The organism is Kosmotoga sp. DU53 (genome assembly GCF_001639905.1).
Taxonomy (GTDB): Bacteria; Thermotogota; Thermotogae; order Petrotogales; family Kosmotogaceae; genus Kosmotoga; species Kosmotoga olearia.
In genome coordinates this window covers 36,268-59,578 of sequence record NZ_JGCK01000014.1, presented here as the reverse complement: position 1 = coordinate 59,578, position 23,311 = coordinate 36,268, and the positions used below count along the sequence as shown (strand labels likewise).

General features: G+C 41.7%; 23 protein-coding genes and 2 pseudogenes. 3 read left to right on the top strand and 22 right to left on the bottom strand.

Features of this window, described 5'->3' with window-relative positions; translation table 11 throughout:
* Nucleotides 1–59: 59 nt before the first annotated feature.
* From DU53_RS01795 to DU53_RS01715, 17 genes are all read right to left on the bottom strand, one after another.
* Nucleotides 60–482, bottom strand: a complete 423-nt coding sequence (locus DU53_RS01795; protein WP_063727151.1) for a hypothetical protein — start codon at nt 480–482, stop codon at nt 60–62.
* Between the two features lie 127 nt (nt 483–609).
* Entirely contained in the window at nt 610–1,584 is a 975-nt protein-coding gene (locus DU53_RS01790) for a thiamine pyrophosphate-dependent enzyme (RefSeq protein ID WP_012744894.1), read from the bottom strand.
* Nucleotides 1,585–1,601: 17 nt separating this feature from the next.
* Nucleotides 1,602–2,771: a pyruvate synthase subunit PorA gene (porA, locus tag DU53_RS01785; protein ID WP_012744893.1), complete on the bottom strand. Its 1,170-nt coding sequence runs from the start codon at nt 2,769–2,771 to the stop codon at nt 1,602–1,604.
* A gap of 5 nt (nt 2,772–2,776) precedes the next feature.
* The gene (gene porD / locus DU53_RS01780; RefSeq protein WP_012744892.1) at nt 2,777–3,073 is read right to left on the bottom strand and encodes a pyruvate synthase subunit PorD; all 297 of its coding nucleotides are present in this window, start codon (nt 3,071–3,073) and stop codon (nt 2,777–2,779) included.
* Entirely contained in the window at nt 3,073–3,642 is a 570-nt protein-coding gene (locus DU53_RS01775) for a 2-oxoacid:acceptor oxidoreductase family protein (RefSeq protein WP_012744891.1), read from the bottom strand. Before DU53_RS01775 ends, porD begins: the two co-directional genes overlap by 1 nt.
* Before the next feature lie 13 nt (nt 3,643–3,655).
* The gene (locus tag DU53_RS01770; protein ID WP_012744890.1) at nt 3,656–5,257 is read right to left on the bottom strand and encodes a glycoside hydrolase family 57 protein; all 1,602 of its coding nucleotides are present in this window, start codon (nt 5,255–5,257) and stop codon (nt 3,656–3,658) included.
* Nucleotides 5,254–6,018 carry a DUF4912 domain-containing protein gene (locus DU53_RS01765; RefSeq protein WP_012744889.1) on the bottom strand — a complete coding sequence of 255 codons (765 nt, stop codon included), beginning with the start codon at nt 6,016–6,018 and terminating at the stop codon, nt 5,254–5,256. The genes DU53_RS01770 and DU53_RS01765 overlap by 4 nt, the downstream gene beginning before the upstream one ends.
* Before the next feature lie 129 nt (nt 6,019–6,147).
* Nucleotides 6,148–7,407, bottom strand: a complete 1,260-nt coding sequence (hisS, locus tag DU53_RS01760; protein ID WP_012744888.1) for a histidine--tRNA ligase — start codon at nt 7,405–7,407, stop codon at nt 6,148–6,150.
* Between the two features lie 2 nt (nt 7,408–7,409).
* A complete protein-coding gene (locus DU53_RS01755; protein ID WP_063727149.1) occupies nt 7,410–8,918 on the bottom strand; it encodes a TrkH family potassium uptake protein in 1,509 nt (502 codons plus the stop codon).
* A complete protein-coding gene (locus DU53_RS01750; protein ID WP_063727147.1) occupies nt 8,919–9,581 on the bottom strand; it encodes an NAD-binding protein in 663 nt (220 codons plus the stop codon). It lies immediately after the preceding gene.
* Nucleotides 9,578–10,030, bottom strand: coding sequence for a TrkA family potassium uptake protein (locus DU53_RS01745; protein WP_012744885.1), 453 nt, complete (start codon nt 10,028–10,030; stop codon nt 9,578–9,580). The genes DU53_RS01750 and DU53_RS01745 overlap by 4 nt, the downstream gene beginning before the upstream one ends.
* The gene (locus tag DU53_RS01740) at nt 10,031–10,654 is read right to left on the bottom strand and encodes a response regulator (protein WP_041288613.1); all 624 of its coding nucleotides are present in this window, start codon (nt 10,652–10,654) and stop codon (nt 10,031–10,033) included.
* An 85-nt stretch (nt 10,655–10,739) separates the two neighbouring features.
* Nucleotides 10,740–11,123: a hypothetical protein gene (locus tag DU53_RS01735; RefSeq protein ID WP_063727145.1), complete on the bottom strand. Its 384-nt coding sequence runs from the start codon at nt 11,121–11,123 to the stop codon at nt 10,740–10,742.
* Nucleotides 11,120–13,132, bottom strand: a complete 2,013-nt coding sequence (gene feoB, locus DU53_RS01730; protein ID WP_063727143.1) for a ferrous iron transport protein B — start codon at nt 13,130–13,132, stop codon at nt 11,120–11,122. Before feoB ends, DU53_RS01735 begins: the two co-directional genes overlap by 4 nt.
* Nucleotides 13,129–13,617, bottom strand: coding sequence for a FeoA family protein (locus DU53_RS01725; protein ID WP_082853741.1), 489 nt, complete (start codon nt 13,615–13,617; stop codon nt 13,129–13,131). Before DU53_RS01725 ends, feoB begins: the two co-directional genes overlap by 4 nt.
* Nucleotides 13,618–13,695: 78 nt before the next feature.
* Nucleotides 13,696–15,033, bottom strand: coding sequence for an MATE family efflux transporter (locus tag DU53_RS01720; RefSeq protein WP_063727141.1), 1,338 nt, complete (start codon nt 15,031–15,033; stop codon nt 13,696–13,698).
* A 12-nt stretch (nt 15,034–15,045) separates the two neighbouring features.
* Nucleotides 15,046–16,233 carry an MFS transporter gene (locus tag DU53_RS01715; RefSeq protein ID WP_012744879.1) on the bottom strand — a complete coding sequence of 396 codons (1,188 nt, stop codon included), beginning with the start codon at nt 16,231–16,233 and terminating at the stop codon, nt 15,046–15,048.
* A gap of 86 nt (nt 16,234–16,319) precedes the next feature.
* Here DU53_RS01715 and DU53_RS01710 point away from each other — a divergent pair, with 86 nt between their 5' ends.
* Nucleotides 16,320–16,958, top strand: coding sequence for an MgtC/SapB family protein (locus DU53_RS01710; protein ID WP_063727140.1), 639 nt, complete (start codon nt 16,320–16,322; stop codon nt 16,956–16,958).
* A 44-nt stretch (nt 16,959–17,002) separates the two neighbouring features.
* On the opposite strand, the gene DU53_RS01705 is transcribed toward DU53_RS01710, so the two are convergent.
* Nucleotides 17,003–17,497 (bottom strand): hypothetical protein, encoded by a 495-nt coding sequence (locus DU53_RS01705; protein WP_063727139.1) that lies wholly within the window; start codon nt 17,495–17,497, stop codon nt 17,003–17,005.
* A 236-nt stretch (nt 17,498–17,733) separates the two neighbouring features.
* Between DU53_RS01705 and DU53_RS01700 the strand changes: the two genes are divergently transcribed.
* Complete coding sequence (locus DU53_RS01700) at nt 17,734–18,150, top strand: secondary thiamine-phosphate synthase enzyme YjbQ (RefSeq protein WP_012744874.1); 417 nt, start codon at nt 17,734–17,736, stop codon at nt 18,148–18,150.
* A gap of 134 nt (nt 18,151–18,284) precedes the next feature.
* Entirely contained in the window at nt 18,285–18,902 is a 618-nt protein-coding gene (locus tag DU53_RS01695; protein WP_012744873.1) for a biotin transporter BioY, read from the top strand.
* Between the two features lie 114 nt (nt 18,903–19,016).
* On the opposite strand, the pseudogene oraE reads toward DU53_RS01695, so the two are convergent.
* The 4 genes and pseudogenes from oraE to ortA form a co-directional block, all read right to left on the bottom strand.
* Nucleotides 19,017–21,213 (bottom strand): annotated as a pseudogene (gene oraE, locus DU53_RS13130) (D-ornithine 4,5-aminomutase subunit OraE).
* The gene (locus DU53_RS01685; protein WP_012744871.1) at nt 21,210–21,581 is read right to left on the bottom strand and encodes an ornithine aminomutase subunit alpha; all 372 of its coding nucleotides are present in this window, start codon (nt 21,579–21,581) and stop codon (nt 21,210–21,212) included. Before DU53_RS01685 ends, oraE begins: the two are co-directional and overlap by 4 nt.
* Nucleotides 21,565–22,993: pseudogene (gene ortB, locus DU53_RS01680) on the bottom strand (2-amino-4-oxopentanoate thiolase subunit OrtB). Before ortB ends, DU53_RS01685 begins: the two are co-directional and overlap by 17 nt.
* Nucleotides 22,990–23,307, bottom strand: coding sequence for a 2-amino-4-oxopentanoate thiolase subunit OrtA (gene ortA / locus DU53_RS01675; protein ID WP_012744869.1), 318 nt, complete (start codon nt 23,305–23,307; stop codon nt 22,990–22,992). The pseudogene ortB and the gene ortA overlap by 4 nt, the downstream one beginning before the upstream one ends.
* Between the last annotated feature and the right edge of the window lie 4 nt (nt 23,308–23,311).

Genomic DNA, 23,311 nt, shown 5'->3' with positions numbered 1-23,311 from the left:
CTTTGTAATTTTCATCGCTGGTATATTTAGAAACTATTTCCTCAACCCTGGTGTTTATCTCATCTTCTGTTGGATAGATGTTGTGCTTCTTTGCGTAATATATGAGTTATTTTTTGATCGATTAAATCAAGAAGAACCATATATCGAACATCGATCTCGCTCATTCCAGCCGAACCTTTGAAATAAGGATCAAGCTGTATGTTCCGTTGACTTAGACTGGATAAAACATCTCTAACAGTATCATCATATTCAGAATAAGAGATCCAGTAAATAGGATCTTCGAGGGGGGTACCGTCTTTGGTAAGATACGCAAAGGCGTCCTCGGGTCTTGCACTGTTGGTGGGTGTCGTGCTTCCAGTTTCACGACTTTTACCGGACATATAGGTTGCCACTGACCACCAGATAACCCCGGCAGCAAAAAGTATAGCGATCGTCCAGATGATCGGTACCTGAATTTTTCTCATCCATCTTGTTTCATGCATTGGTTCTTCAACTCCCTCCACACACCATTATATTTCCTCACAAAACCTCAACCAACAAGGGGAGGCGATTAACCTCCCCTGACTTTACGGATTATATCATAGCAAGCTTTCCATTTAAACATTAATTTTAACGAAGTGGTTTATCCTTTGTAGCTTCTTCCAGAGCGAGGAGCCTTTCCCATTTCTTGGTGACATAATTCTGGAGCATATCGATTATTTTATCTCTATCAGGATGATTGAGAAGGGCTCTGAACCTCTGTTGTGCCTTCAGGAATTCTTCTACCGGTTTTATATTTCTCGGTTTTCTGGTTATTCTGTAGATTCCTCTTTCGTATTCGTACAACGGCCAGTACAGGGTTTCGACAGCAAGTTTTGAGATAGCCGGAGCAGAATCTTCTTTAATTCTCCAAAATCTGACACATGGAGCCATAACAGCTATAAAAGCGGGCCCGTCGAATTCGATGGCTTTCTGGAGCTTGTTCATGTAATCAATGGGTTCGCCGATAGCAGCTGTGGCGGCGTAAACATTTTCATGCCCCGCAACAATTTCTACAATATTCTTTTTGAGCTGCAGCTTTCCGGGTATTTTTTCTCCAACGGGCGCCGTTGTTGTTTGGCTTCCAGGAGGTGTGGAACCACTTCTCTGGTTTCCAGTGTTCATATATCCTTCATTGTCATAAAGGATGTAAACGAAATCATGACCTCTTTCAATTGCACCTGAAAGAGACTGAAGCCCTATATCGTAGGTTCCGCCATCTCCTGCAAAAGCGAAGAACTTTATTGGTTTATCCGTTGGAAGCTTACCCTTCTTTTTGAGTGCTCTATATGCTGTCTCAGCACCGCTTATGGTAGCCCCAACGTTTTCAAAAGCGTTGTGGATGTATGGAACACTCCATGCGGAATATGGGTAGATTGTGGTAGAAACTTCCATACAACCTGTGGCAAAACCCACAACGGGTTCGTACCCGAGGTGCTTGGCAACCATCAAGGCCATCTTTGCCGTGTTAGGTGCGCCGCATCCTGGACAAAGACGATGACCCTGAGTTATACCGATATCCTTTTTGGCGAATTCCTTTGCAAGCTGTATCACATTAATAGCCATACCATTTCACCCCCAAGTCACTCTCTCAAGCCGAGGTAACGTTGTTCGTCGCTGTTGAGATTACCACTGAGTGCATCTTCAAAAGCCTGTTTTATCATTGCGGGTGTTATGTCCCTTCCACCGAGACCATAGACATAAGAGCCGATAGCAGGCCTGGAGTTAGCCTCGTACAGGATAGATTTGATCTCGGAGTAGAGAGGTGCTTCCGCGCCGAAACTCAGTGAACGATCAAGAACGATAACACCTTTCTTACCGTCAAGATATTTTCTTATAAATTCTTTCGGGAAGGGTCTGAACATGGTGATTTTCAAAAGACCAACGTTCTTCCCCTGTTCTCTCAATTCATCTACAACGTATTTGATGCTTCCATTTGTTGAGCCGAGAGCAACCATTACATAATCAGCGTCATCAACTTTGTAAGGTTCAACATACCAGTATTTCCTACCGGAAATCTTCTCAAATGCTTCGGCGATTTCCGGGAAGATTTTATAAGCATTTTCCATAGCTTCTACCTGTTGGCGTTTATGTTCGAAGTAATAATCGTAGAGGTCAAGTGGCCCGTAAGTGACAGGGTGATCTATGTCAAGAAGAGAGTACATCGGAGTGGATTCTCCGATAAATTCCTTAACCACGTCATCGTCAAGAAGCTCTACGACTTCCACGCCGTGGGAGATAATAAAGCCATCCTGGTTAACCATAACTGGAAGCCTAACTTCTTTTCTCTCAGCTAGTTTGAGAGCGATAAGGGTAAGGTCATAAGCTTCCTGAGCGTTTTCACAGAACAGCTGAATCCAGCCGGAATCTCTCTCTGCCATGGTATCACTGTGGTCACAGTGGATATTTATCGGTCCACTGAGAGCTCTGTTGACGACTGGCATAACGATTGGAAGTCTTGAACTGGCAGCTATGTAAACTATTTCGTGCATCAGTGCAAGACCGTTAGCGCTGGTGGCGGTCATAGCTCTCGCACCAGCGGCAGCAGCACCGACAACGGCACTCATCGCGCTGTGTTCGCTTTCAACAGGAATTGTTTCTGTATCGACAATACCATCGGCAACGAATTTCGCAAAATATTCAACGATAGGTGTTTGAGGAGTTATTGGATAAGCAGCGACAACATCAGGATTTATTTGCCTCATGGCATTTGCAACCGCCGCAGCTCCGGTAATCGCTTTTTTAACTGGCATTCAGATCACTCCTCCCCCTGGAAATCCGTTTCAGGTCGCATTTCAATGGCATCTTTTGGACACACTGCTGCGCAGGTTCCGCAACCTTTACAGTAATCGTAATCGATTCCTTCCATTTTGGCGTCATTTTGAATGATGGCAAGATCAGGGCAGAAAAGCCAGCATTGCATACAATTTATACATTTGTTAACATCCCATATGGGACGCATTATTCTCCATGTACCTGTTTTGTATTCACGAGCAGAACCCGGGGTGTCAATAATTCCGCCTATTGGAATATCTTTCCAGCCTTTTTGAGCCATCATTTCACCTCCTCGTATCCCCTGCGGACCGCTCTCAAATTAGCTTCGATTTTTTCTTCGGTGAGCTTCCCGCTAAACATTTTCTTTACTCTGTTCAATACCGCATCAAGAGGTATCTTGTCATTCGAAGCTTTCAAAAGTGCACCAATCATAACGGTATTTGGAATTCCTCTCCCAATTTCTTCAAGAGCAATGTCTGTTGCTGGAATTGTGAATATTTTGCCTTTGAAACCGGTCTTTTCTCTTACAAAATTACTGCCTCTTACCGTGTTTACAATCATAACTGTATCTTCTTTAACACCTTCTGTGATGGCGGACAGTCCGAGCAGAGTGTCATCTACTATCACGATGATATCCGGGTTTTCAACGGTGTGATGAACCCTAATAGGAACGTCTGATATTCTGTTAAAAGCCTTCATTGGAGCTCCAGAGCGCTCAGCTCCGTATTCTGGAAAAGACTGAGCGTACATACCAGCTTCAAGTGCGGCCTCAGCGAGAAGTTGAGAAGCACTTTTTGCTCCCTGCCCAGCTCTGCCGTGCCACCTTACCTCAAAGTACTTTTCGGGCACGATTACCCCTCCTTCAAAAGTTTTTGCTGTAGATTCTGAAGTCGATATCAGGAAAAATCCCATCGACCCATTCCAGAATTTTCAATTCCCTCTCGTTAATTTTACCACTTATTACCTGATCATACAGTTCCAGAAACCTTTTCATATGGGTTTTAGTTCTGTTAACTGCATATTCTACAGTTGTTCCTGTGGTCATAATAAAAGCCCAATCACTTGACTGGGCTAGAAGAAGTTCTCGAGCCATCTGATTTAAAGCTCTTTTTGTGAGTGGATCATGAGTATTTTGATATTTTTTTGAAAGTTCTATCATTCGTTCAACGGCTTCGTCAAGATGACGGTATATCCAGTCGTTTTTTCGGTTTAACCAGACCTCATTGTAACCGTTACTTCCCCATGATGAGGCAGCTGGTGTAACAATTTGTATCATTTCGAGAGAAGAAATAACCTCTGGTGGTGTGGTCGGAACAACTTCATCAATGGCATGAAGCTGTCTGAAAAGTTCTTCAATAAATAGAGGACCTTCATACCACCAGTGCCCAAAAAGCTCAGCGTCAAAAGGTGCTACAATCACAGGTTCGACGCCATCGAAATTATCATAAAGTTTTTCGACTTGTAACTTCTTTTTTGTAGCAAAATCTTTTGCATGTTCTTTTACGGCTTTTTTTGCTTCGTCTATATCGTAAAGTTCTTTTTTGTTCAAATCAACATCTTTGCCTGTTATTCTGTGATACTTTATTCCGGTATTACAACGTTGACCACTTGGGTCTATATTTGGTGCAATGTACCAGTCTTCACGATCGAAGCCAATATCCCGATAAAACTCCCTGTAACGGTAGTCACTGGGATATCCAACTTCGGCACTCCAAACCTGCTGACTTGATTCCGGATCGCGAGCAAACACGAAGACGTTATTTGGGGTTATAACCGGTCGATAAACACCATATCGAGGAGCCGGGTCGCCATACCATAGAGCATGTGAATCTACAAAGAAAAAAGAAAGATTATTTTCTTTTAAGAATCTATCGATCCCGGGAACATAAGCACATTCTGCCAACCATATTCCATTTGGAGAATTTCCAATATGACGTTTGTAAGTCTGAACACCTATTTCAATCTGTGCGTTTACCGCTTCTGGGTATCTAGCCATTAGTGGAAGAAATCCATGCGTTGCGTTACAAGTTATGATTTCCAGGTACCCTTTTTGCTGAAATTTTGCAAAGGCTCCTATAAGATTCCCATCGAGTCTTGAGTAGTACTCTTTTATGTTTGTGAAATCCTGAAGGTAAAATTTAGCCATTTTGTGCTTTTTTGGATTTTCTTTGGAGGTCCTTTCAACCTCTTTTTTGGAAAGCTCGATTAACTTGTCTAAATGCTCTTGATATTTTTTCTTTAAATCAGGATTAGCCAGCATTTCCATTAGAGGAGGAGTGATGCTCATTGTGATCTTGAATCTGATTCCATCACGTTCGAGCTTTTCGAAAACTCGTAGAAGGGGGATGTAGGTTTCAGTTATTGCTTCAAAGAGCCATCGTTCTTCCATAAATTGAGGAAAATCTGGGTGGTTTACGTATGGCAGATGAGCGTGAAGCACCAGAACAAAATAACCTTTTTTCATAATTCCTTCCTCCCGCTTATTGAACGAAATAGATAGTTTAAAAATTCTTCAGAGGAAGGGTTCGAGAAGCTTGTGGGTTTGTTTTCAAATGGGAAAGCTGCTTTGCGAAATTTTTCGGATTCGAGAGCACTTACAACTTTCTTTTCCTGATTGTTCAATATCAACCATTCTTCCTTTTCCTTGAATTTAGGAAAAGCGACAGGTGTTCTTACAATATTTGATCTTATAAGCGGGGTAAATTTATTGTTCTCTATGATTCCGATTTCTGCAAGGTAATTAGCATCAGAAAAATCAACCTTAAGATACCAGTTGTTAGTTTTTCCGGAAGGCGTGATTTCTTTGATTTTGTGGGCGTTAGAACCATCGAAAATTATGTTTGTAACATCATACACTCTCAAAACAAGTTTTCCTCCACATTCAAAGACGCGTTTTTGAGTTTCTGTGGAAAAATCCCAGTAGAGATAGACCCATCTGGAATTAACAGGAAGCATCACCAATTTATCCTTGGTGTATGAGTTGGGGAGATCGAAGTTTTCGGGTTTCGAAGGAAGATGAGGTTGATCTTTGCTTTCGGGCGTACTGATTTTTGAGGTTACGGACGAAATGTCTTTCATTTTGTTTGCTTCGGTTTTTAAAAGGCGTATGAGGTCTCTTTTTCTCATGGTTCGCTTGATTCTCAACCCTAACATCTTCGCAAACTTCCTGAGATCCTGGATTGTTGGGGAAGCCTCTAGAAACTCCAGTATCTTTTCTTTTTTCATAAAAAATCCCTCCTGCGGAGTCATCATGCCTCGTAAGTATGATAACACACCACAAGAGGTTTTTGTACACAGTTAAGTCTGATTATCATTGTTTATCTTTAAAATGCTCTCCTGAACAACCAAAAATGCCTATAATTCTTTTAGTTTCTTGAAGATGTAGTCGGCCATCCAGTCCGAATCCACCGTATATTGACTGCCTTCTTCCATGACTTTTATGGTAACAAAACCTTTTTCCAATTCTTCCTCACCAATAACAACGGCAATTTTTGCGCCAATTCTGCTCGCGTGCTTGAATTTATTTCTCAAGTTACGTTCCATAACATCAACAAAAGTAGATATTCCTTTCTTTCTGAGCCTTTCTGCAAATTCGAAAGCCTTTACAAAGGCTTCTTTATTCATGGGAAGAATGGCAACGGTATTTAGTTCTTCAACCTTCGGCTCAATTCCCATCTTTTTTAATAGAAGAATCATTCTCTCCATCCCGGCAGCAAAACCAACAGCAGGCACGGATTTTCCTCCGATGTATTCTACAAGTCCGTCATATCGGCCCCCGGCAAGAACCTGGTCCTGTGCTCCTAACATGTTTGATCTGATTTCGAAAGCGGTTTTTGTGTAATAGTCAAGCCCTCTTACCAGCTTATGATCGACTTCATAATCCAGGTTTCTCGATTTAAGGTAATACTGCAGCTGTTCGAAATGGATCTTGCAGTCATCGCAAAGGTAATTATGTATCGATGGAGCACCTTCTGCCACTTCTTTATCTATTTTGCAGTCGAGAAGTCTGAGAACGTTTGTGTTATATCGCCGCTTACAATCATCACAAAGCGTGGAGAGCTTGTCCGAATAGTAATCTTTTAGTACCTCGTTATACTTAGGTCTACATTTATTACAACCAACACTGTTTATATACAATTTAGTGCCACTTATTCCCAATTCCTTCAGAAAGTTTATCCCCAGTTCTATAACCTCGTAATCTGCGGTTGAATCATGCGAACCCAGTATTTCAATACCAAATTGGTGAAACTGCCTCAATCTACCTGCCTGAGGTTTTTCGTAGCGAAACATAGGACCTACATAGAAAAGCTTCAAGGGGGAACCCCTGTTTATAAAACCATTTTCAACGTAAGCCCTTGCCACGCTTGCTGTACCTTCCGGTCTCAGAGTGAGAGAACGCCCACCTTTATCATTAAAGGTGTACATCTCCTTTTGTACAACATCGGTGGATTCACCAACACTTCGTTTGAAGAGCTCTGTATGTTCAAAAATGGGTGTGCGGATTTCTTCAAATGCGTACAGCTTTGTTATCTTTCGGATAGTATTTTCGATGTAGTGCCAGTATTTTATCTCTTCGAAAAACACATCCTGTGTTCCCTTTATTCTGGTTATCATGGTTACACCTCCGTAGCTTTCCTTTTACGAACGGTAGCTATATAAAAGGCATCTTTGAACATCTTTGTTATACCGAATATTACGACAAGAAACTCCAGTCTTCCGAGGAACATGCCAATGGTTTCTGTCCAGATGATGCCCAATGGAGCATCCGGACGGGTAATGCCTACGGAAAGCCCCACGGTACTCAAAGCAGAGGCAAATTCAAAAGCCGAGTCTGCAAGACTGTATCCGTAAGCGCTGATTATGCCAGTGCCGATTGTATAGGTCAAGAAATACATAGTGAACACTATGAGGATTTCTTTCACAAGGTTAGAATCTATATAACGCTTTTTCTCCCCTTTCCAGATCTCTGTAACGGCAACAGCATTCTTGGGGAGAAAGAACTTCTTTATTTCAAGACCTATGAGCTTTATGAGCGCGTAAAGACGGTATTGTTTCAACCCACCTGAGGTCGAATCCATGTCTCCACCGAAAATCATGAGGAGCGTTAGAAGATAGAGACCGGTAAAAAGTCCTTTTGAAGCCCAATTAGTGAAATCAACCGTTGAAAATCCTGTAGTTGTAAGCGCTGAGACAGCTTGAAAGACTGCTAACCTGAAAGAACTTGAAGAACTCGCCGCTAACATATTGAAAGTGGTTGACATCAACATGGGGGTGAAGAATAAAAGTATTAAGCCCATGAGTTTCGGTTCGCCATTTTTTGCGAAAGCCTTGAAATTTCCTTTCCAGAGAGTATAGTGAATGCCGAATCCTGTTGTTCCGAGTATCATAAGAACTATTGTAACAGTTTCGATAGCCACGCTGTTGAATTCACCGATCGATCCAGCTCTGGTTGAAAACCCACCGGTGGAGAGTGCTGTCAACGAATGGTTAAAAGCGTCGAACCAGTTCATTCCGGCAATTTTGTAAGCTATTATTCCGCCAATTGCGTAAGTGAAGTAAATCAGCAATATCCTTCTTACTGAGCTCTTTATATTTGGAACGAGATTGTCGATTCTACCTTCCGCGTGGTAAAGCCCGAATCCTCCAGGTCCCAAAATAGCTGACATCATTATGATAGCGAACCCCGCACCACCGAGAAATTGCATCAGGCTTCTCCAAACCAAATAAACTCTTGGAATCTTTGTTACATCCACAAGAGTTAGACCTGTTGTAGTCCAACCACTGGTTGATTCGAATATGGCCTGAGAGAAATTTAGAATGTTTCCAAAAACGAAAGGAAGAGCTGAGAAAACTATGCCAAAGATCCAGACGAAAACGACGATTATAGCTCCTTCTTGGACGGATAGTGGCGTACCCGGTTTTACTTTCAACCACAGCTTGAATGCCATACCGAAGAGGAAACTGATCAAAGCAGCATAAATAAACGGTTCGGCGTTTGAAAATTCTTCAGGATGCCAGATTCCTATTATTAAGGGCGTTAAAAGCGCGACCGAAAAGTACACAAAGAGTTCCCCGATGTAACCAAAAATCACTTTATATCGTTTCTTTAATGCCTTTGGATACATTTATACCTCTCCCAATAACGCTTCAAAAACTTTTGATTGAACAGCGGGATTGCTTAGAACTATGAGAGTGTCGTTTTCGGAAATCTGCGTGTTACCCCGGGGTATTATAACCTCGTCGCCTCTGATAATCGCCCCGATTACACTTTCTTCAGGAAGTTCCAGATCTTTCACCATTTTTCCTATTACCGGTGCTGTGCTGTGCAGATCTATCCGAAAAACAGAGAGTTTTTCGGACGCTGGTATAAGGTTCGTAATCTGCTCCCGGAAAAGGCTATCTTCTAAAGTCATGGAAATCATCTCTATCGGGCTTATGGCAGCGGTGATTCCCATTTTTGCAAAAACTTCCTTGTTATCAGGATCGTTAATTAGCGCTATCGGTCTTCGGATCCCGAGTAATCTTTGTGCAGTGAGACAGGCTATGAGATTATCCTGGTCATTGGGGGTTAAAGCTATGAATTGGTCTTCTTCGCTCAGTTCAAGTTGCTCAAGAACATGTCGCCTAGCCCCATCACCGACGATTGTGGTAACTTTTTTCAGACGTTTCGCAAGATCAACACAATACTCTTCGTCTTTATTGACGACATAAACTCTGTAGCCACGTGAAATCAATCCTTTTGCCAGGTAGTATGTTAGGTTTTTCCCACCAATGATAGCTACCTTCATTTTTCCTCACCGCCCATAAATGAAAGAGCCGACTTTACACTATCAACCGCAAGCAAAGTAGGACATATTATTTCTATCCCAAACTGTGAGAACATGTCAAGGTTGTTCGGATCATAAACACGTGCGATTACCTGGGGAATACCAAAGATTTCCTTTGATACCAGAGCAACCATTATATTCGTATTGTCGTCAGGAGTGAGCGAAAGAACGAAATCCGCCTTATTTACTTTGGCAAGTTTGAGCGTTTCAAGTTCGTTTGCATTCCCGACTATTTTAAATCCGGTAAATTCATAAGACAAAGCATCAAAGGCTCTTTCGTCTTTATCCACAACCACAACGCTGTTCCCTGTTGAAGATAACCAGTTGGCAATTCTCGATCCCAATCTTCCACAACCGAAGATAACAACGAAGTACCCTTTCTTTTTCAATGCACCTTTGACAATTGGCATTTATTTTTCACCATCCCCGGAATTTTCAAGTTTTTCGAGTTCATTTTTCGCTCTCATAAAGCCTGGTTCAAGAGCTAAAGCTGCTTTTAAATGACGTATTGCTTCCCCGCGTCTTGATTCTTTGAGAGCCAAAGCGTAAAGAAAATGCGGATAAGCAGAGTTTGGAAAATCGGAAAACAATTTGCTTATATGTTTCAATGCCCTTCTAAAGTCACTTTTTTCCAGCATGCGCTCTATTTCTCTGGCGCGTTTTTGGAGACTTTCATCATTCTTGATGCATCTTTCTACAGCACTTCCAATTTCTTCAGGCGAAAAAGGCTTACTGATAAAATCGCAAATCCCATGTCTGAAAGCTTCGGTAATGGCTTCCGGCGAAGTAATATCCGATACAACGACAATCGGGAAAATGAAACCATTCTCTTCCAGTGTTTTTATAAAGGTAATACCATCCATAGATGGTAATCTCAAATCTACCATCACCAGGTCAGGTTCATTTTTCTCTATCTCATGAAGAGCTTCTTCGGCGGTTGCGAAACTCTCAACCTCGTATCCTTCTCTTTCAAGGATGTCTTTCATTAATCGTCTGATACTCAATGTGTTATCTATGACAAAAATTTTTGCCATCATAATCACCTCCAAACACAAAACATATTACCACATAAAGTGATAAACCTGTTTGAATCTGGTTAATATGTTATTTCATGAGGGTTTAATCAAATAATTTACGCGTTGCAGCGTAGATGAAAGAGGCTACAATTCCCGAGAAAATCACGAGAATATTGGCAACCGGAATGGATAACATGCACATATTCTCCACAATTCCCGACAACCACAACCCTATGAGTATGAAGATTTTGAAGAGTGAGATGAGAAAGGAAAAGAAGCTTCCAACCAGAAGATGAGCGGCTCTTCTATTGAGATTTTCGGGATTTTCCAGCAGGCCAAAGAGATAAATAGCGGCGTTTACCATGAGCATAATTGCAAACATTAAATCTTTTTCGGCGAGAAAGAAACCAAGCAGAGTATTTAGGCCAAGCAGAAAATAAAGAGTACCCATGAGCCATAATAAAACATTTATCCGGGAGTTTTTCATAGAATATAACCTCCTATGAAAGAAAACAATAGAGCCATAACGTATGCCAGTGTGAAACTGTATACAACAGAGATAATAAGGTATTTTAAGCTACCTGTTTCATTTTTCATAACTACAAGAGTTGCTATGCAAGGTACATAAAGGAGAACAAATATCAAGAAAGCAAAGGCCGTAGGCGGGGTTAAGCTATTAACAAGTGTAAGAGTTCCTCCATCCAGATTTGCACCGGTTGAATAAAACATTGTGAGAGTTGAAACGATTACCTCTTTTGCCGCAATACCAAACACGAGGCTGGTAACGATTTGCCAGCTGAATCCTATCGGTCTGAAAAGAGGCTCAAGAACTCTTCCAAGTATAGCAGCATAGCTATCGTGCACATTTCCAGCTGAGGGAAAGTATGATAAGAACCAAATGATGATCGATGCTGCAAAGATGATTGTTCCCGCTTTTTCAAGGAAATGCTTTCCTCTGTTCCATGTGTAGATGAGCAGTGATTTTACGGTAGGACGTCTGTAGCGCGGAAGTTCCATTATCATGGGAGCGGGTTTGCCTTTGTAAAGTAATTTATTGAAAAACAGCGCTGACAGGACCGTGAAAACGATACTCAAAATATACAGAGAAAACACAACCAACCCGGCTTTTGCACCAAAAAAAGTTCCTGCGATCAGAACATAAACAGGCAATCGAGCGCTACAACTGATGAAAGGTGAAACAAGAATAGTGGTTATCCGCTCCTGAGGCTCGTTGATAGCTCGTGCTGCCATTATCGATGAAACGTTACAGCCAAAACCGAGAATCATGGACATAAAGGATCGTCCGCTGAGTTTCATTGCGTACATTATTCGATCTATGACGAATGCCGCCCTTGGTAGATATCCACTTTCTTCAAGGATTCCGAGAGCCAGGAAGAGAATGAAGATATTTGGCACAAAAACAAGAACAGCACCCACACCACTTATGATTCCATCGGAGATCAACGATGAAAGCCATTGAACGGGAATAAGAGACGAAAAAAATCCCGCTAACCCTTCTACTACTTCCTCAATGAGGGAAGAAAAAGGAGCTCCAAAGCTAAAGGTTAGTTGAAAGACCGAATACATTATGATCAGGAATATCAAAAGGCCAAGAAACTTATGGGTTATAACATGATCAATGGCTGTATTTAAATCCCATTTTGTTTTTGTTTTTCTGCTGTAAGCGTCTCGCAGAATTTGTTTTATAAAACGATATCGTGTTACAGCGAGTTCCTGTGAAAATTCCCTGTTGATTTCAATCCCCGTTAATTTTTGGATTTCAGCGTCACCCTCCAGGATTTTTATCGCTAACCATCTTGCATCATAGTTTTTAAGTTCTCTACGTGCAACGAGAATGGATGAAATTCGGCTGATTTCCTCTTCTAGTTCATGGTCAAAGACATAGTGCACATGTACCTTACCTTCTTTCATCTTTGACATGATGTTTTTTAACTCGGGAATACCTTCACCTGTAACTGCGGAGGTAAGGACAATGGGGATTCCAAGATGTTTTTCTACTTCTGCTTTATCTATATAGATGCCGCTTTTCTTTGCTTCATCGATAGCATTAATCACCAGAATTACATCACCGCGCAATTCTAAAACCTGGAGCAATAGATACAGGCTCCGTTCAAGGTTTATGGCATCTGAAATAACAATAACGATATCCGGAGATTCATAGAGAAGGAAATCACGGGCGATTTTCTCGTCAGGGCTTGTTGCGGAAAGTGTATAGGTACCTGGAAGGTCGGTGATTTTGAATTCTATATTGTTGTGGTACATTATCCCGATGCGCTTTTCAACGGTTACCCCCGGCCAGTTCCCGACGTATTGCCTTGCGCCGGTGAGCGCGTTGAAGATGCTGGTTTTTCCAACGTTAGGATTACCGAGCAGCGCCACCGATAAGCGTTTTGTAGGTATTATACTACCGTTATCTTCTGGAATTTTTTTTATGGGTTTGAATTTTTGCTGCGGTGATCTGTTATCTGCTTTCATTTGAACTCCTCAACAAGAATTTTCAATGCCTGACCCCTGGGCAGGACGTGTTTTTTCCCATCCAGTAATATTGTAACTTTACCGAAAGAGTTCTTCTCAACATCTATGGTTTTCTCTAGAATTAATCCAATTTGCTGCAATTTCATCAGGATTCCGCGCCCTCCAAAAATCCTGACGATCTTATATTTTCCCGGTTCAGCATAGTAAAGAGGAAATATGGAAGAATCGACCACTATTTTCGAGGCTATGTCGTTTCGTAATGTTACGGAAGATCCCTTTATCTTATAAACTACCGGATCACCCAAAGGCGCTCTTTTGAGAACCTCTATCTGTTCTCCTTCAACAAATCCAAGACCAAACAATCTTTCCCGGAGCTCAACTGGAATGTACAACTCCAGAATCTTTCCTTTCGCGCCTTCTGGAAGTTCGGATAACTTTATCTTCATTGGCATCACCTTTTTGGGCTTATTGAGAATTATTCTCAATATATTCTATCATTCTTTCGAACAGCGATATATATCACTTCTGAAAATTTGATTTAAACTTATTAAAATAACAAGTATTCAATCTATCACATTCCTCAGCCACTTTCGCGAATGGACTCTTAACATACCCAGAGAAGCTTTGAAGAGCTCCTCCGGAAGCATCATCAAAAACACAAAGGGCAATGGCCACTTGAGGACTATACCACTTAGAGCAACCAGCGGGATCCCAATTCCCCATAGACTGAAGAGTTCAAGAAACATTGCTGTTTTTGTATCTCCACCACTTCGCAGTACACCGACTATATTGAGGCCGTTGAACATTTTTACAGGCTGTGCTAATCCCACTATAATCATCACCATTACTACGGTCGATTTTATGACTTCTTCGACATTGTACATTCTTATTAAAAAGCGTGACAGCAAGATAATCCCGATTCCTGTTATTACTCCAATGACCACCATTAGATTTAACAACTTGATAGCATTCTTAAAAGCTTTTTCGTAATTTTTCTTTCCAAGCTCTGAGCCTACCATTACTACAGTTGCTGCTGACATCCCGCCAAAAATGATGAAGCCGAAGCTTTCCAGAGTGCTAACTATGTTTTTTACAGTTAGCGCTTCGGTTCCTATACGTGCCATAATGAAAGAATAGGTTGTCATGCCGACACTCCATAGTAACTCGTTCACGATTACCGGCAGAGCGACAACCATGAGTTTTCTGAAAAAAACCGTATCGAAATCCAGAAATTCATGCCTCGATATAGTTAAGGCAGTTACCGGTTTAAGCAGGACGTACAGGTAAAGAAAAAACTCTATGAGCCTTGATAAAAGAGTCGCGATTGCTGCACCCTTCACACCCATTTCCGGAAAAGGGCCAACGCCGAATATAAGAAGGTAATTGCCGACGGTATTGAAAGCCAGAACCACGAAACTTATATACATTGGTATCTTTGGCTTTTCTATTGTCCGAAGTGCCATCGCCATCACAAAGGTGAACGGTATCAGAAACGTTGTAAAAGAGATTATTTTTGAGTATGCAACGCCGGCTGTTACGACGGTAATATCCCTGGAGAAGAAACTTATGATCTGCTGTGGGAAGAAGAAAAGCAAACATGAAAAATACGAATCCAACCCACGTAGGTAATCTTCAAAACGTGTTGAGATAGTTTTTCCTATGTTTTTGAGATCTCGATTTCCCCAGTACTGTGAAATGAAAACACCAGTACCGCTGCTGGCACCAAAAAGAAAGAGTATTAAAACGAAGTTCATCTGGTTCACGAGACCAACGGCAGCAATGGCAGCCGAGCCTAGTTGCCCGATCATGAGATTGTCAACGAGATTTAGGCTCATAGATATAAGGTTTTGAATGGTAATCGGCAGTGCTATGCTTAAGAGTTTTCGATTGAACTCTTTCATATTGGCCCCACTTTAGTCTTCAGGGTTTTCTCTACTGAATAACAAAACCATGGTACCACTGAAAAATGTAACTGTCATCATAAAAATGAACATAGCCGCGTAAGAATGTTCGGCGATCAAACCTGCGGTAACAGGGCCAAGCATAAAGCCAAGAGCCCTTGCCGATCTCAAGAGCCCGAGAAATTCTGCTTTCTTATGTTGGGGTGAATTCAATGTGATAAACGTTGCCGCACCATTTATAAAAGCCCCAAAAGCGACACCAAGCGAAAGATAAGCAAGGGCAACCAGCACCCAATTTTTTGACAGGGCAAAGAAGAGAGGTGTAATACCTGAAAGGTAAATACCAATCACCAGGCTTATTTTGGAACCTATCTTTCCGATAACTTTTCCGAAAAAGATGTGCGAAAAAATCTGAAGTAAAGGATTCAATCCGGATAACAGCACAGCAAGAGATTTAGAGAGCCCCACAACTTCTGTCATGTAAACGGCTATAAGAGAGGTTGTTCCTGCAATTCCGAATTGTCTTATAAAACTTCCAAGATAAACCGCCCACAGACCGTTTCTTTTCATACGATTAATGTCAAAAATTGCTGAAGGAAAGATGAAACTTCTCTTCTTTCTCCGTTCAACTTCAGGAGTGTTAGCTTTTTCAGGAATGAAAAAAGCCTGAATAAAAGCCATAAGAGAGATAGCAGAGAAAAACAAAATCGTGTTTTTCACCGAGAGCCATAGAAGCAGAACTGAAAGTGAAACCCTTCCTAAGAACATCCCTATCGAACTGGCTGAGTTTAATAGAGCTAATTCATGTGATGTTGAAACAAGAGAGCCATCTGCCAGGTCTGTACTCATAGCCATGGCTATGGGATCATAACCTGAAGAGAAGAAGGCTATTACACCTGCGATGATTATAAAAGTGTACGGAATATCCAGGATAGCGTAGATGGGATATAGCAGGGTAGGTACACCCAAACTCAATAAAAGAAAAAGTTTTCGTTCTTTAAAGTGGTCTGAAACCGCACCCCAAACGGGTGAACTCAGAGTAGTAATTGCTCCTCTGATCGTTGATAGTAAAGTAATAAGTAAAACAGATGCACCTAGCTCTCTCAATCTGAGCTGGAGAAGCATACCAAAACTCAGAACCGCCATGAATCTGAACAATGCGGTCAATAAAAGTGGTAATTTATTTCTTATAGTTGGCATTCCTAACTAATTATATCATTTGATGACCATGTTTTTTGTCTTTGATAGATTAGGTTATAATGTCTTATAAAAGGGGGTTAACAATAATGTTTATTCTGGATCTTTTTTTCAGACTTGTAGCTGCTACGATTGCCGGTGCATTCATAGGCTTCACGAGAGAAAGGATTCAAAGGCCGGCCGGGCTCAGGACTCACGCACTTATATCAGTGGGAGCGGCTTTTCTGACGGAATTATCAGTGACCGTGTTTGCTGTCAACGGTGGAGACCCTGGAAGAATAGCAGCACAAATTGTTTCTGGTATAGGTTTTCTGGGGGCTGGAACTATTTTGAAAAAAGGGTTTTCAGTGAAAGGATTAACTACCGCTGCAACTTTATGGGTTACGGCTGCAGTTGGAATGGGTTTTGGTTCTGGAGAGTATCTGCTTTCATCACTGGTAACATTGATCATCTTGCTTGTTGTGATATTTTTTAAACCAATCGATTTCCTAATAGGGAAGAAAAAATGGAAATTACTTATAGAAGCAGAACGAAGGCCTTATTTGCTTACGGATTTGCTGGACATACTGAAAGGCTTAGAAGTAGAAGTTACCTCAATTGGCATTGATACCGAAGGAAACGAAACCTCTTTGGAAATAGGTATTCCCTATGAATCCTTAAATATATTGAAGAAGAATCTCGATAAATTGTCGAGAATTGGTGGGGTAAAATCTGTTGACGTTCAATAAGCGCTGAAAAAAACAAAAAACGTCCGCCTACCGACGGACGTTTTTTAGAATTGATAGCCTATCTTAAATGTAAATATTTTCCCCAGTGACTCCTGGAGTTCTTCCAGCTTTGCTACCGTAGCTAATTCAACAAATTTTCGTGGGCCAAAATAGAAACCTCCGCCTACCCTGAGGAATTTTGACTCGGGAACAAAACCTCCTATAGCAAGGACGGTCCCAATGTCTGCCATAGCATAGAATCTTCTAAATGGCAGTTTAACACCAGCATATGTATACCATAGAAATCCCGGGGGTATAGGTGTGATATCACTTTCATCTGAAATAAAGGCTCCAAAGATTGGTGTGGTGAGTCCGACTTTAAAGAAACGCGCAAAGTCCATTTGAAAATCAAGACCAATTACCAGTACAGTACTTACGGGTGTTGCATCAGGTTCGATAAAATAACTGGAAACAATCAAAGTATCCAACCCTACGGAAATACCTGCCAGTGCAATAGAGGAAATCATAATAATGGAAAACACAAAAATAATTGTTCTCACAAGCACCACCTCCCGCGGTATTATAACACCCATGATGACTGGTTTAATATGGTGAGCACATCTCTTGATAAAGTGATTCCCCAATTTTTATTCGGTGAAAACTTTGTTTTGGCTGATGACAGTTGCTGTTCTTTCGACAATCATATCCTTTAATTAAAGGTGTTTATGAGCATTTTCTCAAAACAGCATTATAATCGTTATAATATGAAAAGTATGAAAGTTAAAGGAGGGAAAATATGAAAAGTTACAGAAAAGAACTCTGGTTTCACACAAGAAAGAGAAGAGAATTTATAAATATCACGCCCCTTGTTGAGGAATGTGTTAGAGAGAGCGGAGTTAAAGAAGGGCTATGTCTGGTGAATGCCATGCACATAACTGCGAGTGTTTTCATCAATGATGATGAACCCGGGCTTCACAACGATTTTGAACGCTGGCTTGAAAAGCTTGCACCCGAAAAACCGTATTCCCAATACGAACACAATGGTTTTGAAGACAACGCCGACGCCCATCTCAAAAGGACAGTCATGGGACGTGAAGTGGTTGTAGCAATAACCGATGGAAAATTGGATTTTGGTCCATGGGAACAGATATTTTATGGTGAATTTGACGGAATGCGTGATAAGAGAGTCCTTGTAAAAATAATTGGTGAATAACCTGCGGAAAAAACCTGAAAATATTAACTGGATGGTTCTTTGATTGTAGTTTGCATCTACGGTGATGTAATCTTAAGTATGTTATATTTCTTTTTGAATGCTTCCCGAAATGTACAAATACGAGGAGGTAAATCATGCGAGGATTGGCTCTTACCGAACATTATTTTGAAGTACGACAGAAACTTTTTAAATGGCCGAGAGAACAAACGGTAACAAGAAAACTTATACTTGCTATTGGAATGGCAGCTTTGACTGGACTTCTGGCACAGGTAAAGTTTTATTTGCCCTGGACTCCCGTTCCAGCGACGGGCCAGACCTTTGCGGTTTTGATGGCAGGGATCCTCCTTGGTCGATGGTGGGGAGGAGTAAGTCAGGCTATCTATGTTACGCTCGGAGCCGCGGGAATACCATGGTTTTCAAGCTGGAGTGGAGGAATCCATCACCTTACAGGACCGACGGGTGGTTATCTCGTTGGTTTTATCTTTGCGGCTTTGTTCATTGGATATTTCTGCGACAGGTATCCAAAGTCCAGAAATTTCGTTCCTATGCTTGGATTAATGGTTGTTGCAAACTTTGTAATAGTCCATGGACTGGGACTCTGTCAGCTGGCTATTTGGCTTAATCTTGTTAAAAATAACCCTATAACAATGAAGGAACTTCTCTGGATGGGAACGATTCCGTTTATAGCTGGCGATATCACTAAAATAATTCTGGCTGCAGGGGTTGTAAAAGCAGTAACACCAAAAAAGTGAAGATAGAATTACACTTCTAGAATAATGAATTCTGTGAAGTAATTATTTGAAGATAAAACAAAGAGCTCCTCACTTAAAGTGAGGAGCTTTTTTGTATTGAGCAGGTTAAATTTTTTAATTAGAGTGCTTTTCCCTGAGTTTTTTTACAAGGAAACTCGCAACGTGAATGCCTTTGGTGCCACGACCAAATCCGCCGTCCATACCACAGCTAACAGCAAGATCGTTGTTTATCTGCGTTCCCCCGGCTATGAGAATTATTTTATCCCTGATTCCTTTTTCGATGGCGAGTTGATGAATCTTTTTCATGTTTTGTACGTGCACATCGTTGTGAGTGATTATTAAAGAAACAAGGATAGCATCAGCACCCGTCTCTATTGCAGCGTCTATGAATTTCTCCGGTGGAACGCTGGTACCGAGGTAAGTGTACTTGATCCCATATTTTTCTATTCCACCATGTTTTATGTCTAAAATCTCCCTTAAACCTACTGAGTGCTCATCATTGCCTGCGGTGCCAGCGACGACCTTTATTGGGTGTTTGGAAACATATTGGAATATTTCCTCTTCCGGGAGGGTTTCGGGTTTTTTTGGAAGCTCGAGTTCATTTCGGTTCACTTTAAATGGAACACGCGCTTTCAATTCGATATAGGTTCCCTCCACCGGATGAAGGATTGTTTTGCTTATCACTGTGGGTTCTTCCAACCCCAAACGTTTACAAATTTCAATTGCAGCGGCTTCTGCGTGAGCTTCGTCATCAGGAATAGTCATGTCTATCTGTATCCAGCCATCACCCCACCACTCTACTTCTGGACCAATGAAGCCCTTTTCTCTTTCTTCTATCACCTTCTGAATTCTGTTAGTAACGTTATCGTTTTCGTCCAGTTCATCGATAAACTGTATTTTTTCAGGGTTATGGAAAGTACAACCACCGATGAGATCACATGGTTTTTCTATACCTTCGGGGAGGTTGTTATAACCGAAATGTTCACAAACAGGAGCCATGTAATCAGGATCTCTCGGAACAACACTACCGGCTCCTATTCCACCATCTTTAGGTCTCGCTATTCCATCACCCATTCTTTCTGGGTAGTACCCGTTATCAACAAAAAAGCCCTGTTCTACCGCTTCAAAATATCCTCCTATTTCCAGTATTTCCTCCATAAAGAGTATGGCACGCATTTTTAGTTCCCTTATTCTGGGTCTAACTTCTTCCTCATTGACCTTCAGGAATTTTTTTATTCCATCGAGAGCTATAAGCGTGTGTTTTGCTGTCTCAACACCTCTTACGGAATTAATATGCCACGGCACATTTCTTCCTTCATCTGGAGTGATAGTGGATTGCAAATCTGCACTGGTCAACCTGGAGATAAGGGTATCGAGAACGTGTATTCTTGTAGCATCAAAGAGGTCGGACTCGATGTATCTGGTATTCATTTGAGCTCTGAAACGGAATCCTTTGAACAATTCTCTCACTGTAAGAGCATAAATGAAGTTCAGCTTAAATTCGGGGGCTGGAGAAACCATTGGTGGAACGGTTGAAAGAGCAATGTTTTCTTTCTTCATGCCTGCTTTTAAAGAGAACATACAGTTTATCGCATGTTGAACGATAAGTTCCGGCATCACTTTCCAGGCCATCTTAGCGGAGGCGTTCGCGTTGTGAGCCCCGTCAATCTGCAGCATATTTGCCCATGTCCATTATTTTTTTCGCAACCGCAGCATCCACAAAGGATCTTATCGGGTTTATTCCTCTGTAAAGTACATTATATTGGGGATCCTGATGCGCACCGTTCACACCTTCTTCGGCAAAAAGCACAGCGATTTCAGGTCCTGCAACACCACTAACGTAGCTGTGAAAGTTTATTGGACGCCCAACTTCGTCTTCAATTATATCCAGTGCCTTTCTGCTGGCCCGTATCTGTTTTCTGGTAATAGGTACACCTCCAATACCTTCAGGTGTACCTTCTATGAGACCATCCATATGGCTCTGGCCAAGCGTACGTATGACCATGATATGATCGGCACCATGCCACGCCGCCATTCTCATCCTGCGAATATCATCTTCGAACCTCCCGGAAGCGATCTCGGAGGTTATGACCACATCGGGTTGAGGATCGATATTTCCAAAATGATGAGCAGCTGGTAGGGGAACGCTATTTTTCAAAGGTTCACTTATTTGATCATAAGTAAATTCCCCTATTTTTGTACCTTCTGGAAGTTTTTTTCTCCACGTCCAGCCTCTTCTTCGCGGTCTGTAATGTTCTAAATCTTTAAGGATCTCTTCAACATTCAATCTTTCATTTGGTGGTAAACTCATTTTGATCCCACCCCTTTGAAACTCTCTTCAACAAGGTCCCAGTACTTACCGGCTGCGAGCTCTCTTCCAGCTTCGAGAATGGATTTTCCTGTTTTTTGAGAAATGGTGTAAACGATATTACCAGCACCTTTTCCCAGTAATCCCATATCAACAACTTTTTCGACTATTGCTTTGGCTTCTAAACTATTGAAACCCATTCTCAATAGAACCGAGCGCTCAATTGATGGACTAGTGTGAGTACTGGCGAGCTTGATCAAAGGATCAACAATTTTTTCAGCGAGTTCCCAGAAATACCTGTCCAATTCTTCATCGGTCATATTCTGAAGACGCTTACTTCTTTCCTTAAAATCATCAGCTCTCTGTACCATAATCTTTGATTACCTCCTCGAAGAGAGTTTTTACGTTTTCTCTTGTTGTTTTGAGATCCTCAGCCAGAAACTCAATATCGACCTCTTCCAGGTGTTTTATTCCTCTTTTAACCAATTCTTTGATGTAGGATTTCTTCAGTTTTTGCAAATCAACATCAAGAGCTCTCAATTGTGATGGATGCTCAGGAATGACGATCCGTTTACCTGGCTTGTCAAGCTTTCGCGGATCTCCCCGTACGACCTCAACCCCCATCTTTTTAGCAAAAGTTAGTTGAGCACTTGGTAATTTTCCAGCTCCCGTGTATTCCGTTTCCTGAACCACTACGATGTTGTCTTTGGGAAGTTCTCTTGCAAGAGAAATCGCAGCGGCAAGGGATGTGTTGCCAGCAGGGCCACGTTGCATTCCTTCGAGACGTGCCAGCATCTCCGTAACGTAGAAAACTTCACCCTGAGTTACCAGTAGATATCTATCCATGTACCTCAAAGCCCTGGCGGCGTTTTTGGGAACATCAGATCTATCAGGATACACTGCAAAGGGGATTCCAAAACCTGTGTGGCCGGTTGTAAAAGACTTTCGATTGAAGTCTCTGTCACTCGCCATATGGAGGCCATGTAAGTCAACGCTTGCAGCCACGATTTTTGTGTTTTTAGCGCCTGCTTTGAGCAACCCTCTGGCAGTACCCGTCAGATTTCCACCACCAGCGTGGGTAACAACCACATAATCAGGATCACATCCAATTTGCTCACGGCACTGCAAAGCTATTTCATAACCGAGGGTTTCCACACCTGCGATTCCATATGGCGTGTAAAGTGATGCATTGAAATAACCTGTTTCTTCCAGTAATACAAGAAAATAATAGAACAATTCAGGTCCTACGGTAAGCTGGACCACTTCTGCACCATAGGTTTCACAGGCACGTCCCTTCTCGAGAATTTCAGGTTGTCCAATGCCGTTGCTGTCGTATGTCTCCTGAACAATGATGCATTTCAACCCGCGCTTGGCTGCCTGTGACGCCACAGAAGCACCATAATTACCGCTAGTGGCGGCTATGACCCCTTCATATCCAAGCTTTTTTGCCATATACACACTTACAGAAGCTCTTCTGTCTTTGAAACTACCAGATGGGTTACTTGCTTCGTCTTTGACAAATATCCTTGCCCCTTTCCCGGGTTCCGAAATGTACCTCACCAATTTGGTTATATTTTTTAATTCTATGAGGTTGGTATTTCCTACGCCTGTCTCAAGTTGTATTTTTCGTTACCGTATCTATATCTAGAGCGACTTCGTTCATCATTCTTTCATAATCAAAAGCTATGTCAGAAATCGTGTATTTCCCATAATCTATCCCAACAGATTTCTTCATTATTTCGTTTTTGCGTTGCATTATGGCATCATATGACAGTTCTTTCATCTTTCATCACTCTCGCTTATTTTACGCATCAGTTCCTGAAGTTCGGCTCCTGCTTCGTCAAGCACTGAAACGTAATCACCAAAATCATGGGTATATCTTGGCTCAATATCAATTAATTGCCCTTTCACTTCGCGACCGATCGGTGTTTTTATCGTTACTAGATCACCAATTGCCGCTTTCTCATCTTGAAGATATCCCTTTACTCTCAGTTCAAAGGGAACCTTTGCAGTATCTTCGGGAACCTGTGGGGCTCTTTCGCCTGGTTTCAATATTATTTTGTGTATCTGGACCCATTGACCCCGAACGGCTTCCACAGGA

Coding starts and splice junctions, on each gene's coding strand:
- DU53_RS01795 (WP_063727151.1), bottom strand. CDS start 482: ATGCATGAAACAAGATGGATGAGAAAAATTCAGGTACCGATCATCTGG.
- DU53_RS01790 (WP_012744894.1), bottom strand. CDS start 1,584: ATGGCTATTAATGTGATACAGCTTGCAAAGGAATTCGCCAAAAAGGAT.
- porA (WP_012744893.1), bottom strand. CDS start 2,771: ATGCCAGTTAAAAAAGCGATTACCGGAGCTGCGGCGGTTGCAAATGCC.
- porD (WP_012744892.1), bottom strand. CDS start 3,073: ATGGCTCAAAAAGGCTGGAAAGATATTCCAATAGGCGGAATTATTGAC.
- DU53_RS01770 (WP_012744890.1), bottom strand. CDS start 5,257: ATGAAAAAAGGTTATTTTGTTCTGGTGCTTCACGCTCATCTGCCATAC.
- DU53_RS01765 (WP_012744889.1), bottom strand. CDS start 6,018: ATGAAAAAAGAAAAGATACTGGAGTTTCTAGAGGCTTCCCCAACAATC.
- hisS (WP_012744888.1), bottom strand. CDS start 7,407: ATGATAACCAGAATAAAGGGAACACAGGATGTGTTTTTCGAAGAGATA.
- DU53_RS01755 (WP_063727149.1), bottom strand. CDS start 8,918: ATGTATCCAAAGGCATTAAAGAAACGATATAAAGTGATTTTTGGTTAC.
- DU53_RS01750 (WP_063727147.1), bottom strand. CDS start 9,581: ATGAAGGTAGCTATCATTGGTGGGAAAAACCTAACATACTACCTGGCA.
- DU53_RS01745 (WP_012744885.1), bottom strand. CDS start 10,030: ATGCCAATTGTCAAAGGTGCATTGAAAAAGAAAGGGTACTTCGTTGTT.
- DU53_RS01740 (WP_041288613.1), bottom strand. CDS start 10,654: ATGGCAAAAATTTTTGTCATAGATAACACATTGAGTATCAGACGATTA.
- DU53_RS01735 (WP_063727145.1), bottom strand. CDS start 11,123: ATGAAAAACTCCCGGATAAATGTTTTATTATGGCTCATGGGTACTCTT.
- feoB (WP_063727143.1), bottom strand. CDS start 13,132: ATGAAAGCAGATAACAGATCACCGCAGCAAAAATTCAAACCCATAAAA.
- DU53_RS01720 (WP_063727141.1), bottom strand. CDS start 15,033: ATGAAAGAGTTCAATCGAAAACTCTTAAGCATAGCACTGCCGATTACC.
- DU53_RS01715 (WP_012744879.1), bottom strand. CDS start 16,233: ATGCCAACTATAAGAAATAAATTACCACTTTTATTGACCGCATTGTTC.
- DU53_RS01710 (WP_063727140.1), top strand. CDS start 16,320: ATGTTTATTCTGGATCTTTTTTTCAGACTTGTAGCTGCTACGATTGCC.
- DU53_RS01700 (WP_012744874.1), top strand. CDS start 17,734: ATGAAAAGTTACAGAAAAGAACTCTGGTTTCACACAAGAAAGAGAAGA.
- DU53_RS01695 (WP_012744873.1), top strand. CDS start 18,285: ATGCGAGGATTGGCTCTTACCGAACATTATTTTGAAGTACGACAGAAA.
- DU53_RS01685 (WP_012744871.1), bottom strand. CDS start 21,581: ATGGTACAGAGAGCTGATGATTTTAAGGAAAGAAGTAAGCGTCTTCAG.